Annotated in this window: 14 protein-coding genes and 1 tRNA gene; 4 read left to right on the top strand and 11 right to left on the bottom strand. The window is 33.3% G+C overall.

Going from position 1 to position 18,927, the window contains the following annotated elements; genetic code table 11:
• Positions 1-24: 24 nt before the first annotated feature.
• Positions 25-939 (top strand): GYDIA family GHMP kinase, encoded by a 915-nt coding sequence (locus B0A81_RS07205; RefSeq protein WP_089057395.1) that lies wholly within the window; start codon positions 25-27, stop codon positions 937-939.
• 197 nt (positions 940-1,136) lie between these two features.
• On the opposite strand, the gene B0A81_RS07200 is transcribed toward B0A81_RS07205, so the two are convergent.
• The 6 genes from B0A81_RS07200 to B0A81_RS07175 form a co-directional block, all read right to left on the bottom strand.
• Entirely contained in the window at positions 1,137-3,236 is a 2,100-nt protein-coding gene (locus B0A81_RS07200) for a peptidylprolyl isomerase (RefSeq protein WP_089057394.1), read from the bottom strand.
• Between the two features lie 109 nt (positions 3,237-3,345).
• Positions 3,346-4,605, bottom strand: coding sequence for a hemolysin family protein (locus tag B0A81_RS07195; protein WP_089057393.1), 1,260 nt, complete (start codon positions 4,603-4,605; stop codon positions 3,346-3,348).
• Positions 4,606-4,607: 2 nt separating this feature from the next.
• Entirely contained in the window at positions 4,608-4,802 is a 195-nt protein-coding gene (locus tag B0A81_RS07190) for a hypothetical protein (protein ID WP_089057392.1), read from the bottom strand.
• 8 nt (positions 4,803-4,810) lie between these two features.
• The gene (gene lptC, locus B0A81_RS07185) at positions 4,811-5,362 is read right to left on the bottom strand and encodes an LPS export ABC transporter periplasmic protein LptC (RefSeq protein WP_089057391.1); all 552 of its coding nucleotides are present in this window, start codon (positions 5,360-5,362) and stop codon (positions 4,811-4,813) included.
• 50 nt (positions 5,363-5,412) lie between these two features.
• The gene (locus B0A81_RS07180; RefSeq protein WP_089057390.1) at positions 5,413-6,642 is read right to left on the bottom strand and encodes a hypothetical protein; all 1,230 of its coding nucleotides are present in this window, start codon (positions 6,640-6,642) and stop codon (positions 5,413-5,415) included.
• Positions 6,635-7,369, bottom strand: a complete 735-nt coding sequence (locus tag B0A81_RS07175; protein WP_089057389.1) for a type III pantothenate kinase — start codon at positions 7,367-7,369, stop codon at positions 6,635-6,637. Before B0A81_RS07175 ends, B0A81_RS07180 begins: the two co-directional genes overlap by 8 nt.
• 103 nt (positions 7,370-7,472) lie before the next feature.
• Between B0A81_RS07175 and B0A81_RS07170 the strand changes: the two genes are divergently transcribed.
• Positions 7,473-7,545, top strand: a tRNA-Phe gene (locus tag B0A81_RS07170).
• Positions 7,546-7,656: 111 nt separating this feature from the next.
• Here B0A81_RS07170 and B0A81_RS07165 read toward each other — a convergent pair.
• Entirely contained in the window at positions 7,657-8,238 is a 582-nt protein-coding gene (locus B0A81_RS07165) for a hypothetical protein (protein ID WP_089057388.1), read from the bottom strand.
• Between the two features lie 202 nt (positions 8,239-8,440).
• On the opposite strand from B0A81_RS07165, the gene B0A81_RS07160 reads away from it, so the two are divergent.
• Both B0A81_RS07160 and B0A81_RS07155 read left to right on the top strand, forming a co-directional pair.
• On the top strand, positions 8,441-9,937 hold the full coding sequence (locus B0A81_RS07160; protein WP_089057387.1) for an MFS transporter: 1,497 nt from the start codon (positions 8,441-8,443) through the stop codon (positions 9,935-9,937).
• Positions 9,938-9,949: 12 nt separating this feature from the next.
• Entirely contained in the window at positions 9,950-10,180 is a 231-nt protein-coding gene (locus tag B0A81_RS07155) for a DUF6814 family protein (RefSeq protein ID WP_089057386.1), read from the top strand.
• Positions 10,181-10,300: 120 nt separating this feature from the next.
• Here the strand turns inward: B0A81_RS07155 and B0A81_RS07150 are convergent, their stop codons facing one another.
• From B0A81_RS07150 to B0A81_RS07135, 4 genes are all read right to left on the bottom strand, one after another.
• Positions 10,301-13,171: an alpha-amylase family glycosyl hydrolase gene (locus tag B0A81_RS07150; RefSeq protein ID WP_089057385.1), complete on the bottom strand. Its 2,871-nt coding sequence runs from the start codon at positions 13,169-13,171 to the stop codon at positions 10,301-10,303.
• Between the two features lie 75 nt (positions 13,172-13,246).
• Positions 13,247-14,068, bottom strand: coding sequence for a SusE domain-containing protein (locus B0A81_RS07145; RefSeq protein WP_089057384.1), 822 nt, complete (start codon positions 14,066-14,068; stop codon positions 13,247-13,249).
• 24 nt (positions 14,069-14,092) lie between these two features.
• Positions 14,093-15,715, bottom strand: coding sequence for a RagB/SusD family nutrient uptake outer membrane protein (locus B0A81_RS07140; RefSeq protein WP_089057383.1), 1,623 nt, complete (start codon positions 15,713-15,715; stop codon positions 14,093-14,095).
• 37 nt (positions 15,716-15,752) lie between these two features.
• Positions 15,753-18,734, bottom strand: a complete 2,982-nt coding sequence (locus B0A81_RS07135) for a SusC/RagA family TonB-linked outer membrane protein (RefSeq protein WP_089057382.1) — start codon at positions 18,732-18,734, stop codon at positions 15,753-15,755.
• Between the last annotated feature and the right edge of the window lie 193 nt (positions 18,735-18,927).

Here is an 18,927-nt window from a genome sequence, read left to right as displayed (position 1 = left end):
TTTATCAGGACTAAAAAACCACGTATGTCAACAACCTTTTACAGCAACGGAAAACTACTTATCTCTGGAGAATATTTAGTTTTAGATGGTGCCGATTCATTTGCGCTTCCAACAAAATTTGGTCAAAATTTAGTTGTCGAAAATAGAGATAATAAAATTATCGAATGGAAAAGTTACGACTACGATCAGGAACTTTGGTTTGAAGACACTTTTACATTTGAGGAAATCACAACCAATGTCGATTCAGAAATTGAAACCGTAAGAACAACTTTAATTGATATTCTTCACGAGGCATTCTTACTAAATCCAGATTTCATTACGCAATCTAATGGGTACAAAATCACCACACATCTTACTTTTCAAAAAAATTGGGGACTAGGAACATCTTCTACTCTAATCAATAATATTGCTCAGTGGACAAAAGTTAATGCTTTTACATTGCTTAAAAACAGCTTTGGAGGTAGTGGTTACGATATTGCCTGTGCTCAAAATAATACGCCGATTCTCTACAAAATAGAAAATAACAGTGTAGAACCAGTTTCATTTAAACCTGATTTTACAAAAAACATTTTCTTTGTTTATCTAAATAAAAAGCAGAACAGCAAAGCGGCAATACATGCTTACAATAGACATAAAGATCAAAATTTAACCAAGAGCGTTGCTGAAAACAATAAAATCACTAAGGCAATCTTGAACGCTAAAACTCTTAAAGAGTTTGAATATGCAGTCGAAAAACACGAAATCCATTTAAGTAATATTCTTGAAATTGAAACTATTAAAGAGGTTGCTTTTCCCGACTTTAACGGCACCATTAAAAGTCTTGGCGCTTGGGGAGGAGATTTTGTAATGGCAGTTTCAGAAGAAAATCCAAAAGATTATTTCACATCAAAAGGATATAATACGATTCTAACATACGACGAAATGATTCTTCAAGAATAGAAACAATAAAGCGAACTAACCGTTTCTTATTTTACACTTTTTGTTCATTCTCTTCATTTAAAATATTATTGCCAAAAACATTTTGTTTATTCTTTACTAATTACAAAACTGGCAGCTTAAAACACTATTAAACAAAAAACCCGAAGTATCCAGTAGAACACTTCGGGTTTTATATTTTCAAATTTAATTACTAAATACTAGTAGTTAAATTGTAATCTGTTGTCTTCAATTTTAGCACTATTTTTTAATGCTGGTAAAATTCTTCCTGCATCAGATGCGCTTTGAGCTTTTACTTTAGCAATATACTCAGCATGATTTGCAAGAGCTGGAGCTTTAACTGTGCTTATGTTTTTCACTACATAAACTCCAGTATTTCCTTCGATTGGAGCAGAAATTTTATTAGCAGCTAAAGCGAATGCATTACCTACAACTTTAGGCTCTTGTCCAACTCCTCCAGGTAAAACTGGATTCTCTAAAGTAACATTAGCAGCTTGTTGTACAGCTACACCAGCACTTTTAGCGATAGCTTCAATACTTGAACCTGTCATTTTAGCTTTCAACATCTCAGCTTTTTTCTTGTTTTTCAAGATTGGCTCAACATAAGGTCTAGCCATAGTAACAGAAACTAAACCAGATTTGTTTTCGCTTTTGTATTGAGCAATTACGTGACCAATATTAGCAATTTCAAAACGTTTTACATCTCCTGTACTAGTTTCTTTGTCAAATGCCCATCTAATGATGTTTCTTTGATTTCCTAACGGACCAAATGCTTCATCCATTGCTTTTGCAGTAACCGGCGCAGCAACTTTTAAACCTAATTCTTTTGCTGTAGCAGCAAAATCTTTATTAGCAGCATCCATTTCAAATTTAGTTGCTAATGTAAATACTTTATCAGAAGTAACTTCAGATGGCTCAATTTTTTGAGCAATTGTAGCTAAACGAATACCGTCTTGTTTATCTGTAATTTTGATAATGTGGAAACCGAATTGAGTTTCTACTAAACCAACTTTTCCAATTCCGTTGTTGAATACAAAATCATTGAATGGTTTTACCATTTGACCTTGACCAAAATATCCTAAATCACCACCTTGTTGTGCAGATGAATCATCAGAACTTGTAAAAGCAAGCATCATAAAACTATCTGGATTAGCTTGAACTTGAGCTAAAATTTCTTCAGCTTTAGCTTTTGCTTCTTCTTTTGTTCTTTTTTCTTTTGGACTTGGAGTTTGAGATCCTTCGTAACCAATTAAAATATGACTAGCTTTTGCATTAACACCAGCTTTAAATCCTAAAGATTTAGAAATAGCGTAATATCTTCCGTAAACATAAGGACCGTAAATAGAACCAGCTGGTAAGCTGAATAATTTATCAGCATCTACTGCTGGAAGATTGTTTTTAGCAACATAAGTAGAATCGTAAGGAACATCAGAATTTGCGTTTACAAATTCAGCAATGTTTGTAGCATTTTTGAAACCTGGCAATGTATCGTTTTTACCAGTTTTTGCATTATACTCAACTCTTCCGTTTAATAAAGCAGTTAATTTAGCTTTAATTTCAGCTTCGTCTTCTTTTGAAGCTTTATCTTCAACTAAAACATATTGAATCTCACGAGTTGCATCAGCTTTGAATTTTTTCTCGTTTTTCTTCATGTAAGCTACGATTTCATCATCAGAAATTTTCACATCACTATCTTTTATAGATGAATATAAAGCAGCAGCATAAGCAAAGTTTACTTTGTTTGCTTCCATTTCATATTTCAACTTTCCTTCACTAGCAGTTGTGTAAAGTCCAGATTTTACTAAAGTATTGTAAATTTGAAATTTTGCGTTTAACTCGGCGTCTTTTTCTTTTTCAGAAATAAATTGAGCCGCTTCAGGATTTGCTTTAAAGTAGTCTTTAAATTTTACTACATCAAACATTCCTGCTGCATTCAAAAACATTGGGTTTTTACCAATATTTGGATCTGCTTTCAAAACTTCAATTAAATGTTTTTCACCAACTCTCAATCCTAATTTATCAAATTGAGTCGACAACAATGCGATTGAAACTTCTTGGTCCCAAACTCTATTTGCAGCTTCAGTGGAAGTAATTCCTTGACCACTTTTTTCAACATTACTAACTTTAACTCTAAAGTCTTCAAATGAAATATCTTTTCCATCGATGCTTCCCACATCTTTTGAACTTTGACTAAATGTTCCTTTACCGATTAGATCTTGTATTATAAATGCAAATAATGCAATTGCAATAACTCCTATCAATAAAGCGGAACGCTGTCTAATTTTTGCTAAAACTGCCATTTTTAATTATCGTTAATTTTATATTCAGTTTGCGAAAATACAATTATCTAGTTAATAACAATACAACTAGGGTTTTATTTTACACAATTTTTTTCAATTACTAAAAAAATCACTCTTTTATTGTCATTTTGACCAACTCGATTTTCTTGTTTGATGCTTGTTCTATCACAAAATGATACTTGTCGATTACAATTTCATCACCTTTTTGAGGAATTTCTTTTGTATGATTTACAATAAAACCGCCTAATGTTCCGTACGAATCTTCTTCAGGAATCATAAGTTTGTAGGTTTCGTTCAAATACTCAACATCCAATCTTGTAGAAAACAAATATTTCCCTTCACCCAATTCCTGCTCAATCAATTCTTCATCTAAGTCGTGCTCATCTTCTATTTCTCCAAAAAGCTCCTCCACAATATCTTCAATAGTAATTATACCCGAAGTTCCTCCATATTCATCAAGAACAACTGCCACATTTTTTCGCTTTTTTATCAAAATATTCAGTGCGTCTTTTATCAATATTGTTTCTGGAACATACTCCACAGTCATCAAAACTGATTTTATTGTTTTTGGTTTTTTAAACAAGTCAAATGAATGAACATAACCTACAATATCATCTAGAGAATTTTGACTTACGACAATTTTCGAGTATCCTGTTTCGATAAATAACTCTTTAAGATCTTTTATACTGTCAAACAAATCGATATCGACTATTTCTGTTCTTGGAGTCATAATATCACGTGCTTTTACACCTGAAAACTCTAACGCATTTTGAAAAATCTGAATCTCAGAATCTACCTCTTCATCATCTTCAACCGAACTCATTTGTTCTGTGATATAATTCCCCAATTCAACTTTACTAAAATACAATTGAACTTGATCTCCTTCTGTTTTAAAAAACTTTCTTAAAACAAAGTCTGAAATCCAAATAAAAAAGGTAGACAAATAGTAAAACAGTCTATAAAAAAGATATGCCGGCACAGCAAAAACCTTAATTAGTGTATTGGCATAAATTTGAAAAAAAACTTTGGGAAGAAACTCAGCAGTAATTAAAACTATAAAAGTCGAAATTAAAGTTTGAAGTAAAACTGTTGTCAGGGCAGAAAATTGAAAACCAAAACTTGCTATACAGCCAATAATCAAATCCCCCATATAAAACCCATAAATTACTAATGCTATATTGTTACCAATAAGCATAGAAGCAATAAACTTTGATGGATTCTCTGTAAGTTTAGTTAAAATTTGCGACAAGAAATTATCTTGTTTTTTCTCAATTCCAAGATAAATTTTGTTTGAGGAAATAAAAGCTATTTCCATTCCTGAGAAAAAGGCTGATAGTATTAAACATAATATTATAATACTAATTTCCATTTTTATTGTTTTTTATTACGATCGTCAAATTTCTTGACAAATCTTCTTCTAAAGAAAAACATAAACACAGCCATTCCGGCAATAATCAAACTCATCGGATAACTTTCGTTTCCTTCGTTTAATTTTGTCACACCGTCATAAATAAAGAAAACAGCAAAAACTATGTAAACGTATTGTGTATATTTTAAATAACCCATAATTATATTTATTCATTCGATTCAATTTCGCCGCTTATTCGCTGCGAATTAATCACTTTAAAATCTTTACTAAAATCGATTCCTTGTCCGTAAGAAACTCCTTTAGCATCTGTAAGCTTAAATTTTCTTTCGGTATAAAACCATTCGTTTTTCTGATCAAAATACAGCTGCTCGGTTTCTAAAACCTGACCTTCCTCTGATGTTATTCGCACTTTTCCCTGCAAATCAATTATACTGGTACTTTTATATGAAACGGCATAATTTGATTTTATAAAAGTACGCTTTTGTTTCTTATCGTATAAAGTAACATCAATTCCTTTTGGAAATTCTGTAAACGGGAAGTCAAGGTTAGAATAATCTAACATTTTTGAACTTATCAAAACTCCTGTTATGCGTCCTGAGTCTGTATATTTAATATTTACCGTATCAGCATCACTTGCTGGAACAAACTCAGAGAAGTTGATTTTTTGAACTTCTTTAAAATTGCTTTCACAGCCAAAAAAAAGTGCTACGACAGCAAATACAACAACAGGAACAATATATTTCTTTGGTAAAATCATTCGCCAAATGTAGTAAATTGTAATGAGCTTAAAAAAACATTAGACTATGCTTAATTAAATTTGCTCTTCACAAACCATTTATCATTAAATGAGAAACTCGCACTGAAGTTAACATAGTTTTCCTGAATCAATCCCGCTGACATTGTCCCTCTTTTACCAAATTCAACTCCGATATTTACATTTGAAAAATATCCAGGAATTGGAATTCCAGCACCTAAAGTCATTCCGATGTCGTTTATTGACTCATTATTAACTATTAAGCCTAATTTTTCATATTTCAATCCGGCACGGTAAGTAATTCTGCTCAAGTAACTTGTAAATGAAGTATAATTTGGAATAAAATATCCTCCTAAAGCGTACTTAGCATATTTTTCGTAACGAACATTAGGATTTGCGTTGTAATAATTTGCAAATTCTCCGTTTCCTTGAAAAGCCATTGTTGTTCCTACTAACCATTTTCTAGCTTCACCAATACCAGCTCCAATCGTTAACTTGTTTGGTAATTTTAAATCTTCTGCATCTGGATTATAAACGTAAGGATCTGGATCACCGCTTACCGTAATTTCTCTAGTATTATTAGATCTTAATGTACTTGCAAAAGTGTAATTCAAACTCGTAAACAATGAAACTTTTTTATAAAGTTTTGTTTGATACATTGTACCAATGTTAAAATTCACACCAGATAATTCAGAAGTATTTAACTCTGTAGTCGAGTTTTGCACACCACTTACAGCTTCTATACTTGTTGTTTTAATTGTTCCAAAATTATACTGCATATCGGCACCAATATTCCAGTTTGGTTTAATTTTATATCCTAAACCAACATAAGCTTTATTAATACCTCCTTTACCACTAAGCTGTGTACTTGTTGCTCCAGGAGTTGCTGTATTATCATTTAAAATTTTATATCCAACTGAAGATAATGGAACTAAACCAAATGAAGCTCCAAATTTTCCCATTGGAATTCCAATCGCCAAATAATCAAAAGTGGCTCTTTGTGCTTTTGCCGATTCTGTATCTGTTTTTAGAGTAGAAGTTCCAAACGACCCCCCAACTGTAAATGTTGTCTGCAATAAACTCGCGTAACTCGCAGGGTTTTCAATATTCAAATGAATACTATCCTGTTCAACCGCAACTCCTGCCATAGACCTAAATTCCTGAGTTCCTTTAAATCTAGTATCACCAATTCCATAAAAAGAATATGGGGAAGCAGTACCTTGTTGAGCGAATGAAACGAACGATATAAGCAAACAAGCGCTTATTATAATTTTTTTAATCATTGTTGATTTTATATTGAAATGTTTGGTTCAAACTCTCCAAAAGGAAATTTGAATTGGCAAATATGGTATTTTTTAATCGTTTAGCCAAAAAATCTGCATCTCCTCCCGTTAAAATTATTATAAAATTTGAAAAGTTTCCACGATATTCATCGATAAAACCATCAATCTCATAGACGAAGCCGTTTACAACTCCTGAATGAATTGCCTGCATTGTCGTGTTTCCTATATATTGATCTGGTTCTTCGAAAGTCAGCAAAGGCAGTCTGGCTGTATAATTATGCAAAGATTCGTAACGCAGACGAAGTCCCGGAGAAATCGCTCCTCCCAAATAATTATCATTTTCGTCGATGAAATCGTAGGTTATACAAGTTCCAGCATCAACCACTAATCTGTTTTGTTTGGGAAACTGCAAAGTTGCCCCTGCAGCCAAAATCATTCTATCTATTCCTAAAGTTTTTGGTGTTGCATATTTATTATGAAAAGGAAATTTATCTTCATGAGTAAAAAAATGAACATTTAACTGCTCTTCAAAAATCAAAAAAGATTGTTTTTCTACATTTCCTACTGAGGCTACTACCAAATCAGAGCATTTTTGATAGTTGTCTAAAATTTTTTTAATTTTTTTTTCGAGCTCTTTTTTCTCAAAAACAAAACTCTCCAAAACGGCAGTTCCCTCAAAAACAGCTGCTTTAATTCGAGTATTTCCAACATCAACAGTTAAAATCATATTTCCTTTTTGTTTCTGCGAAGATACGAATTGATTTTTTTTTTAAAATGTTTTGGATAAACGAAAAATGATTCTATCTTTGCACCCGCAATGTGCACAGCACGGTACCTTAGCTCAGATGGTAGAGCAATGGACTGAAAATCCATGTGTCCCTGGTTCGATCCCTGGAGGTACCACGAAACCCACTCAACCGAGTGGGTTTTTTTGTTTTCTATACTTTTCTGTTTTTTTTTAAGCAAAAGTACTACAGGTATAAAAAACTAAGATTTAAGAATCCTTACATTTTTTCATTGTCTTTTTAGCGTTATACTTTTATAATAATTTCGATCCATTATACTAAAAATTTCCTTAATCAAATTGATGTTCGTATCTGACGTTTCTATTTCATATAGATTAGTCTTTGAAGAATAATACTGAGCCTTTACTTCATTATTACATCTTACAATCAATATATATAAAGTACTATGACCATGATCTTTTAGACATCGCTGATAGTAACTCTCTTTTTCTAAAATTTCTGAAATAAACTTCATCTTTTTTTTATCCGCTGTAGAAAAATCAACTTTCTTGACAAACTCTTTTGTTCTTATTGAAGCATTAAAGTTTTCATCAAAATCAACTGTGAAAAAATTATTACTTCCGCTGCCTTCTTGCCATCTATAAAGTAAGACTCCATTTTTTATTCTCGCAAAATTTGCAAATTGACTTTTATAAAAGACAGAATCTTTCATAAAATTAAGATACTCCCACTGAAGAGTTTCCGAAGGCGTTAAAACTGCTTGGCATTTCTTTTCATTAGAAACTTTTTTTTCCTGACTTTGGCAAACCGCAAAAATCAAACAGAGAAATAACCCAAAAATCTTCTTCATATAATAAGATATGACAAAAAAATACACTTCAAATATAAATACATTTCCCTATCTTTAAACTGAACGAAATCACATTAACACTAAATGTCAATAAATAATTAGTTTTTGTTAAAAAAGTATTAAGTGAATAAAAAAATATCTTCTATATTCGTAAAACTATAATTTTATCTTTCATTTACTAATAAGATTTCAAAGCAGTTTTATGAGCAAAACTTCTACTAAGGGCATTTGGAAAGTAATTTCTGCCTCTTCCATGGGAACAATGATTGAATGGTATGACTTTTACATTTTCGGAAGTTTAGCCGTTGTAATTTCAACTAAATTTTTCCCAAGCGACAATCCTACTGCAGCATTTTTATCGACTTTAGCCACTTTTGCCGCCGGATTTGTTGTTCGTCCTTTTGGGGCACTATTTTTTGGCAGACTTGGTGATATTATTGGTCGAAAATACACTTTCATGGCTACTTTATTATTAATGGGCGGTTCTACTTTTTTAATAGGCTGTATTCCTAGTTACGAAACAATTGGTTTTCTAGCTCCTTTATTAGTTTTAATTTTACGTTTACTGCAAGGATTAGCACTTGGCGGTGAATACGGCGGCGCAGCTACTTATGTTGCAGAACACGCTCCTGCAGGTCAAAAAGGATATTGGACATCTTGGATTCAGACAACTGCAACTGTTGGTTTGTTCATTTCATTAATGGTAATTCTAGCCACTAAAAATGTACTTTCGAGCGAGGCTTTTGATTCATGGGGATGGCGTGTTCCTTTTTGGGTTTCTATTGCAATGGTTGGCGTCTCTTATTTAATTAGAAAAAACATGGACGAATCTCCTGTTTTTGCTAAAGCTAAAAAAGAAGGAACTACAAGTACAAATCCGCTAAAAGAAAGTTTCGGAAATCGATACAATTTAAAATTTGTTTTGCTGGCATTATTCGGTGCGACAATGGGACAAGGTGTTGTTTGGTATACTGGGCAGTTTTATGCTATGAGTTTCATGAAAACTGTTATGAACATAGATTCATCACAAGTTGATGGATTACTGGGAATTGCTTTATTAATAGGAACACCATTTTTTATTGTCTTTGGATGGCTGAGCGACAAAATTGGAAGAAAGTACATTATGATGACTGGAATGCTTTTGGCTATTTTATTCTATAGACCAATTTACAAAATGATGTACAGTACTACTGATGTAAGTTACAAAACCGAAATCACAGAAAAGACAACACAAAACACTGAAACAACAGCCGACAACAATACAATAACTACAATCTCTAAAACATATACTGACGGAACATCTTATGTAGAGAAGAAAACTGATTTTGCTGATAAAAAAGAATCTCAAAGCAGTATTTCGATCAATATCAATTCAAGCGACGAATGGACTTTGATTTTTCTAGTTTTCATTCAGGTTTTATTTGTCACTATGGTTTACGGTCCGATTGCGGCCTTTTTAGTTGAGATGTTCCCTACTAAAATCAGATACACTTCGATGTCTCTTCCTTACCACGTAGGAAACGGAATTTTTGGAGGTCTGCTTCCTGCAATTTCAACTTATTTTGTAACTCATTCAAAAGCGGCCGGAAAAAGTGATTTTTACCTCGACGGACTTTGGTATCCAATTATCATTGCTTCTATATGCTTTGTAATTGGAATGATTTATATTGACAACAAAAACAAAACTAACCACCTTTAATAAACTACTATTATGAATGCTATTAAACAAATTTTAGGTGTTTTATGGATTGTGCTTTCCATTGCTGCCGCCTATTTCTGCGTATTTGAATTTGGCTTGCCCAAATTGCTCTCAGACAAACAAGACGATTTGGTCTTTGGCATTATTATTCTTTTTATTCTTACGCCGTTAATTGTTTTAGGTCTTGGCACATTTGGCTACTTTGCTTTAATTGGAGAGTACAACGATAAAAAGAAAGCATAATAATCATCTATAAAAAAAGGGCCTTCTATTGCTAGAAAAGCCCTTTTCACTACTAACCAAACCAAAACTTAACGCTGTTTTTAATTGAATTCAAATACAATAAAAGAGATCAATTAAACACTACTTTTTTATAAATTTCATTACCTGAGTTTTCTTATTTTCATCCATTGCTTTCACAATGTATAGTCCTGCTTCTAAATCACTCACCTCAAACTGAAAATCTATTTTTCCATTTGCATTAAAGCTTTTTACTAATTGTCCTGATATATTATAAACCTGCACTTTTGCTGTCGATATGTTTAATGTAAAATAATCTGAAACTGGATTTGGATATAAATTGACTGTTGCTCCTTTTTCGAAATCGGCTATAGCCAAATTCGCAACTTTGTTTCCATAAATTCTAAATTCTCCAGCGGGAATATTTATTAAGGCATAAACATCAGAAACATTTATTGTAGTGTTATCCATTAAATTATACCATGTTCCAGTATATTGAAAACCTGTTGGTACATTTTGCGCTGTCACATCAAAATTCGCCAAAATCAATACGTCTTTTAACTGAGTAGCCGCCAAAGCGCTGTTTGTAATTTTTATGTTGACCGAAAGTGAATTAGCACTTGCAACTGTTGCGGTTCCTAAAAATACAGGCTCCGTTATTTTAAGATTAATTATTTTTGCCCAGTCGTAATAAATTTTATTTCGATTGGTATTTCCTAACCAATTATTTGCCCATTGAGGCTGTGGTTTTGTATCTAATTTACAATCGCCAGAAGCAGCATCTGTATCTGTATTTACTGTATTATTATTACAAGTAAAAATTGAGCTGTCCCAGCCTAACTCTCCAAAATGCCAAATCATTTTTGGCCCTGGAATCAATAATGAAACAGCACCAATTGCTGACATTCTTGACAAGGCTGTGTTTAACGTTTTTACATCATAAGTTCCGCCCGAAGCTCCATATTGTAAATTTCTATACATTAAACGTTCTTCATCATGACTTTCTGCATATCCCATTAATCTGTTTGCTGTAAAACCACGGCTTGAACTTGTCATTCTTGAAATATTGCTGTTTGATGCATATCCCATTGCCAATTGACTGTACTGATCTGTCATTTTTCCCCACATCATCACACCTTTACTAACAGGATCATTTACTCTATAATTTGCCCATTCTTTTTCCTCTGTATCAGATCCTAAATGTTCAAAAATAGTATAGTGAGTAGGATCTAAACTCCACGAATAATCCGCATATTTCTTTAAGATATCAACTCTATCCTGCTGATAATTATTGGTACAAGTTTGGTCTGATGCTGTACAGGCTTGAGTAAATCCTTTGGTTAAATCCCAACGAAAACCATCAATTTTATATTCTTCAATCCATTGTTTAATGACACGCTCTACATAATATTGTGTTTTTGCAGATTGATGATTAAAATCTTCTCCTACACTAAAAGTATGTTTTGCAACAGTATTAAAATAAGGATTTTCAGTCGTAGGCGAACCAAAACCATCTCCATCAGGATCATTCATCCACATTCTCACCATCGGATTACGTCCAAAGGCATGATTTAAAGCTACATCTAGAATTACGGCAATTCCGTTTTGATGACATAAATCTATAAGTTCTTTTAATTTATCTGAAGTACCATAGAATTTATCTAAAGCCATATGAAATGAAGTATTGTAACCCCAACTTTCATTGCCTTCAAATTCCATTATCGGCATCAATTCTATTGCATTTATTTTAAGCGTTTTAAAATAATCAATCTTATCAATTAAACTTTGATAGCTGCGAGCGGCATCAAAATCACGAACTAATACTTCATAAACAACTAACTTGTCTTTTTCTGGTTTTGTAAAATTAGTAACCTGCCAATTATATGGTGTCTTTCCAGTTTTAAGTACCGTAACTTCAAAACTCTGTCCTGTTGGATAAACCGGCATATTTGGATAAGAAGCTGCAGGAATTGAAGAATCATCATACGGCGACAATACTAAAGTTGAATAAGGATCTGCCGTTTTTACCATTGAAGGTGAATTGGCCAACGGAGTTTTATCAACAACCCAATATTGATACGTATTATTTTGTCCAGAAACCAATCCTGTCAATTCTAACCAAAATTTACCTGAAACAGGATCTTTTTTCATGGCATACGCCGATGTTGGCTGCCAATTATTAAAACTTCCTGCAACGTAAACAAAATCTTTCAAAGGAGCATCTAATACCAAAGTTGCTTTTGTAACATCAGCATTGTAATTAATTCCTTCTGTCAAGCCTGCAGGCATAGCTTCAGAAACGGTATTAGGATCAACAATCGCAGTAAATTTTTTAACTATCGTTGTTGATGCCTGAGTAACACTCAATTCATAACTTTGATTGCCTGTAATGTTTACATGATTAAACGAATAACTGGAAGTACTAGAATTAGAGTCTATTACGACTCCATTTGATTTTAATGTATAACTCGCTGTTCCATTTGTATTTGTTGCGGCAATATTTAAACTTCCACCGTTTGCAATAATTGTACTGTTGTTCTCTGCAGGAGAAGTCAATGTTACCTGAAAGGAACCAACCTCAACCAAAATATCTTGTGACTGTTTAGCCCCCGTACCATCCTTAGCTTTAACTAGAAAACCAAATTTTCCGATTCCGTTTCTATTAAAATAGGCAGACGGCGTAAATGTTTTTGTGTAAGTATCTGTTCCTGCATTATAAGTAAATTTACCCGCTTCAGCCGAAGCCGTCCAAGATCCATTAGAAGGCGAATCCAGTTGATTGGCATCATTTACATCATAAGACCATGACCAAAGATACAGTGCATTTCCTGTTACTGACCAAGCCGATTCGTTTATACTATTTCCATTTATTGTAATTGTAATAGAGGTCGTGTCCTCAAAAGTCGGCGGATTTATAGAATAAGTTACGGTTTGATGCTGTGCAAAAATAACGGCAGATAACAATAGAAAAATTAATAGTAAAGTTTTTTTCATAGTTGTGGTTAATGGTTAGTTAGATTAAAAAAGGGCTACCTTATACAGATAGCCCTTTAATTATTCATGCTAGAACTAATCTACTGTTATAGTTTTTGCACCATTGTCAATTGTCAAAGTTCTTAGTCCAGTTGGCCCAGTGTATTTAAAGTTACTATCACCATCACCAGCATTTACTAATTCTGAATCTATAGTATAACCTAATCCAGAATAGTAAGGGAAGTTACGGCTGTTACTAGCACCCCAGTTACCACCGCTTGTAAAGTCATTTGATAAAAACTCTCTAAATGCTTCTCCGCTTTTAAGAACAACTTTTACTTGGTAAACATTTGTTTTTCCAACTACTAATGGGAATTCTGTTTCAGCATCACCATCCCATGACCATCCACCTGGAGTAGCTGCTCCAACTAACCAATGAGAACTTGCCAATGGCACGTGGTATGGAGTAGCTTTAATAGTATAAAAATTAGAGTATTGCGCTTCTGCACCTGTACCAACTGTAGATTTAATACGAATATCAACACTGTTTTCTTGTTTCTCAACAAAACCTCCGTTTACTAAAGCTGAGTTCAATTCGGCTACTGTTAAAGCTTTGTAACGAGCTGTAGTTGTAGTTACTGATATAGGAGCAGCAAATTTAGTTCCTGCTTTTGCGATTTCAATAGTATAGTTTACCACTGTTGCTGTACCATCGTACTTAGCATCGTTCCAGATTACAGTTGTTGCAACATTTTTTTCATTGTCTTTAGTCAAAACGATGTTAAAATCATTTTGAGGATTAAGTAAAACTGGAGCTGTAACTGGCTCAATTACTGGTCTCTCTTCTACATCATCAGCATTACATGACACTGCTAAAACACCAATGAATGCGATTAAAATTTTATATATGTTTTTCATTTTATTATTTTTTTATATGGTTAGTTAGTATCCTGGATTTTGTTTTAAAGTTGGGTTCGCCTGAATAGTTTTTGAAGGAATAGGCATTAAATTTCTGAACTCTTCCGTTCCGCTTCCGTTTTTAACGCCGCCTTTCCATTGCCAGATTTTAGCTCCTCCTGTAAATTTTCCAAAACGAATTAAATCTGTTCTTCTGTGACATTCCCAAAACAATTCTCTTCCTCTTTCATCTAGAAGAAAGTCCAGAGTTAAGTCAGAAGCTGTAATAACACCCGCTTTAGCTCTAAGTCTAATTTTATTTACATACCCTAAAGCTTTTGTAATATCACCTGATGATGCTCCTCTAAGTGTTGCCTCAGCATACATCAAATAAACATCTGACAATCTATACATTGGAAAATCTGTATCTGGCATATCATTTCTTTGCGCAGCAGTACCATCAGAATTAACGTTGATAAATTTTGTCACCGCATATCCATTAGTAAATACTCCATAATCAGCGATATCTAGAGTTTGCCCGTTAGTATAAAAAGTACCTCTTTGATCAGCAGTTGCTGTTGCATCAGGAAACAATTTAACAAATTCTGGTCTTGCTCTTGTTCCTGACCAGCCTCCATCCATACCTTGATTAGCTCCTACCATGCTTCCTCCAATAGACGCATGAATAATAAAACTCATACCTCCACCTATTGCTCTAATGGCATTACCATCTCCAACAATTGGGAAAATAAATTCACTTTGCGCTCCGTTTCTATTATTATCAGCAGAGAATAAATAACGATAAGGCACGTCTGCAAAAGTATATGCAGAACCTGTTATAATATCATTACAAACAGTAGCAGCATCATTATATCTCTCAGTTCCTGTGTAAACTTTAGAATTTAAATAAATCTGCGCTAATAAAAATTTAGCCGCTGTTTTATCAACCCTTCCATATTCATTAGCTTTAGAAGGCGCTAAAGTATTGTCGATATCTTTTAATTCTGACTCTACAAAAGCAAAAACTTCTGCTCTAGTTTTTTGTTCTGGATAAAAGAAACCAACTGGATCTTTTTCTGTAGTAATTGGCACATTCCCAAACAAATCCATTAAATTAACGTATGAAAATGCTCTTAAGAAACGAACTTCTGCTCTAAATTTCACAATTTCGGCTTTTGTAGCAGTATCAATACCACGCTCCGTTAATTTTTCATCTGTTGTTTGTCTCAAAAACTCATTAGCAACACTAATTTCATAAAATGCTCTTGAGAAAACTCCGTATAAAAACTGGTTACTCGGACTCCATTTTTGTCCATTTATCGCAGGCAAACCATCATCTGACCAAGCTATAATAGCTTCATCTGTTGGAAACTCCTGTGTAACAAATAACAATCGCAAGTAACTGCTAAAGTCACCACCAATACCTGCAATATCACCAGATGGGCTGTTAGGATCAGTATCACCATCATTCCCTCCTACATACAAACCAGCATATAGTTTTGCCAATACTTGTTTGTAAGATGCCGGATCTTTGAAAAAGTCATCAGAAAGAAACTCATCATCATCTGTCGGCTTCACATCTAAATCGCTCGTACACGAAGTAAGTGTCATATTTAATCCTAAAATGAATAGGAGAAAATAAGATATATATTTAAATGATATTTTCATTTTATTTATTTTTTAAATTTTAATTTTCAATGTACTATTAGAAATTCGCATTTACTCCAAACAAGAATGTTCTAGCTCTTGGATAAACGTTATTGTCAATTCCGTTGAATTTCTCTGGATCTAAACCATTGTATTTCGTAAGAACAAAAACATTTTGAACTCCAGCAGTAAATCTCAACGTTGCCGCTTTTAGTACCTTCTTATTAATAGTGTACCCAAATACGATGTTATCCAACTTAATGAAAGAAGCATCTTTTACAAAGTAATTTGAATAGTTACGCTGCGTTCCATTAGAGTTACTTTCAGTAGTAAATCCAGTATTAAAATAATCTGTAGTAATGTTAGACAAATCAGAGTCTCTTCTTAAACCTGCTTGTAAATATCCTTTATCAGAACTTACGTTATCAAAAATGTAATTTCCTAAACTAGCTCTCCAGTTCATTGTGAAATCGAAATTTTTGTAATTCAAAGTAGAAAACAATCCAAAAGTATAGTCTGCTGTTGGCTTATGGTAGATATAACGATCCGCATCTGTAATAGCGCCGTCACCATTTCTGTCTGCATAAGCACCTTGAATTGGTCGTTTGTTTGCATCGTACAATTGTTCAAATACAAAGAATGAATTTGGAGCAAACCCTTCAGAATGTATCAACACTTGGTTTCCTGTTCCTCCTGCAATATTATCTCCTGTTAAGTATCCTTGAAATCCTGGAACTGTAGTTCCTAAATCAGAGATTTTTTGATCAATATAAGTAGCATTAACAGCAACATTCCAAGTTAGTTTGTCATTTTTAATAATGTCAGACTGAAGGCTGAACTCTACCCCTTTTGTTCTTACACTACCAATATTGCTGTAACCTTGATTTCTAATATTTGCTCCATCTGGAACTGGAATATTTGCTAATAAATCACTCGATTTTTTATCAAAATAATTAACTGACCCTGTGATTCTTTCATTAAGAAATCCAAAATCTACTCCAAGGTTCATCTCAGCTAAATCTTCCCATTTAATATCTTCATTATATCCTTCTGGTCTTGCCGCTTTAGAAATAACACCATTAAAAACATACTGAGTATTAAGTGTTCCTAAAGTTACACGACGTAAATAATCGTATGCAGGCGGAATATCTTGCTGTCCTGTAGTTCCGTATCCAACTCTTAATTTTAAACTTGACAAAGTCCCGTTGTCCTTTAAGAAATCTTCTTCAGCTACATTCCATGCAAAAGCACCTCCGGCAAAATTACCCCATCTATTTTCTTTAGAGAAACGTGAAGTTCCATCTCTTCTATAATTTACTGTCAACAAGTATCTGCTGTCGTATCCTAAATTCAAACGTCCGAAATACGATTGTAAATTAACATCTGGATCTGTAGTAACATCCGACGGTGGGTTTGGTCTCATGACATCACCAGAGTTATACCCCTCACGTTGAAACAATTGGTAGTTATACCCCGCTGTAGCATCAATTTTAAATTTACCTAAATCTTTAGTATAGTTAAAATAAGTATTTAAGTTTTTATTTTGACGGCTGTCTGTATAACCCGTATATCCTCCTAAATTAGTCCAGTTTCCTTTATCAAATGTAGTAGGCTGATATCCTGTAATACTTTCAGTACTTACTCTTGTATAACCATTACTATCAAATTTATCGATACCTGCTTCAGCAACAATTCTTAAATCTTCGAAGAAATGAAATTTATAATCTAATCTAATATTACCCCATTTTCTAGTAGAAGTTGCTCTACGCTCATCTTGATTTAATCTTGCAACAGGGTTTCTTGCTGGTAACAATGGTACATTACCATTTGCTTCTAACCATTCAAAATAACCTCCGTAACGAGAACCTGCTTGGTAAACTGACTGCGTTGGATCAAATATAATAGCGCTGCTAATTACTGGTCCTTCATCTTGAAATTGATTTTTTCCAAAAGCTAAATTTCCAGTAATGTCAATTTTTAAATGATTATCAAATAAAACTGGATTTAACGATAACGATGTCGTTGTTCTTTCAAAAGAAGTGTTTCTTAAGATTCCAGGAGTATCTACATTTCCAACAGATAAACGTACTGGCAATTTATTAAACAATGAACCACTTACAGATATATTGTTGTTTGTTGTTAAAGCAGTACGGAAAATTTCATCTTGCCAATCAGTATTTGCTGTTCCCAATAAAGCTTTTTGAGCAGCAGTCCCTTTTTCATTTACTAAAGCACGATATTGATCTCCGCTTAAAACATCTACTGTATTAGCAACAGTATTAATACCTACTTGAGAATTAAAGTTAACTTTTACACCGCCTTTTGTCCCTTTTTTAGTAGTAATTACAATTACACCATTTGCAGCTCTAGAACCATAGATTGCAGCTGCAGAAGCATCTTTCAATATTGTAAAAGATTCGATGTCATTTGGATCAATTGTAGACAAAATACTAGTTGATCCACTAGGAACCGCATTACTCATAGGAAGTCCATCAACTACAATTAATGGCTCATTTGATGCACTTAATGAAGATCCTCCACGAATTCTAATATCCGCTTTAGCCCCCGGAGCACCTCCTGTAATAACATTTACACCAGCAATACGACCACTGATCAAACTCTCTGGAGTAACGTTAATTCCTTTATTGAATTCTTTAGCCGAAATTTGAGAAACAGATCCAGTTGCGTCTTTTTTCTTAACAGTACCGTAACCTACTTGCACCACAACTTCTTTAAGCTGATTAGTATCTTCTTCTAAAGAAACATTTAATGTTTTTTGTCCATTATAATCAAGAATTTGAGTTTTGTATCCAATGAAAGAAACAGAAATTTTGCTTCCGCTTTTAACATTAGGTAATTGGTAATTACCATCAAATCCTGTCGATGCACCAGTTGGAGCACCTTGTACATTTACGTTTACTCCTGGTATTGGCTGACCTGTTGCTTTATCGACAACAGTCCCACTTAAAGTGCTTTGAGCTAGCACCGTAAATGGCAACAATAGGAATAAAAATAACAACTTTTTGTAAATTGTTTTCATACTTTTTGTTTAAATTAGTTTGAGTTTTTGATTGTTAGTTAAGTTTTTAATTTTACTTCGAATTTCAAAATTATGAATTAATTAACACGCTCAACAAGAGGCATTTTTAATTGGTTTACGAAAACGTGGTAGTGTTGAAAACTTTCTATTTTTTGTAATCTTTTAAGTCAAAAATTGTCAATCCCAAAAATAT

This window comes from Flavobacterium plurextorum (assembly GCF_002217395.1).
Classification (GTDB): domain Bacteria; phylum Bacteroidota; class Bacteroidia; order Flavobacteriales; family Flavobacteriaceae; genus Flavobacterium; species Flavobacterium plurextorum.
Note: the sequence above shows the minus strand (reverse complement) of the source record. Positions and strands in the feature narration are given on the sequence as shown.

Coding starts and splice junctions, on each gene's coding strand:
- B0A81_RS07205 (WP_089057395.1), top strand. CDS start 25: ATGTCAACAACCTTTTACAGCAACGGAAAACTACTTATCTCTGGAGAA.
- B0A81_RS07200 (WP_089057394.1), bottom strand. CDS start 3,236: ATGGCAGTTTTAGCAAAAATTAGACAGCGTTCCGCTTTATTGATAGGA.
- B0A81_RS07195 (WP_089057393.1), bottom strand. CDS start 4,605: ATGGAAATTAGTATTATAATATTATGTTTAATACTATCAGCCTTTTTC.
- B0A81_RS07190 (WP_089057392.1), bottom strand. CDS start 4,802: ATGGGTTATTTAAAATATACACAATACGTTTACATAGTTTTTGCTGTT.
- lptC (WP_089057391.1), bottom strand. CDS start 5,362: ATGATTTTACCAAAGAAATATATTGTTCCTGTTGTTGTATTTGCTGTC.
- B0A81_RS07180 (WP_089057390.1), bottom strand. CDS start 6,642: ATGATTAAAAAAATTATAATAAGCGCTTGTTTGCTTATATCGTTCGTT.
- B0A81_RS07175 (WP_089057389.1), bottom strand. CDS start 7,369: ATGATTTTAACTGTTGATGTTGGAAATACTCGAATTAAAGCAGCTGTT.
- B0A81_RS07165 (WP_089057388.1), bottom strand. CDS start 8,238: ATGAAGAAGATTTTTGGGTTATTTCTCTGTTTGATTTTTGCGGTTTGC.
- B0A81_RS07160 (WP_089057387.1), top strand. CDS start 8,441: ATGAGCAAAACTTCTACTAAGGGCATTTGGAAAGTAATTTCTGCCTCT.
- B0A81_RS07155 (WP_089057386.1), top strand. CDS start 9,950: ATGAATGCTATTAAACAAATTTTAGGTGTTTTATGGATTGTGCTTTCC.
- B0A81_RS07150 (WP_089057385.1), bottom strand. CDS start 13,171: ATGAAAAAAACTTTACTATTAATTTTTCTATTGTTATCTGCCGTTATT.
- B0A81_RS07145 (WP_089057384.1), bottom strand. CDS start 14,068: ATGAAAAACATATATAAAATTTTAATCGCATTCATTGGTGTTTTAGCA.
- B0A81_RS07140 (WP_089057383.1), bottom strand. CDS start 15,715: ATGAAAATATCATTTAAATATATATCTTATTTTCTCCTATTCATTTTA.
- B0A81_RS07135 (WP_089057382.1), bottom strand. CDS start 18,734: ATGAAAACAATTTACAAAAAGTTGTTATTTTTATTCCTATTGTTGCCA.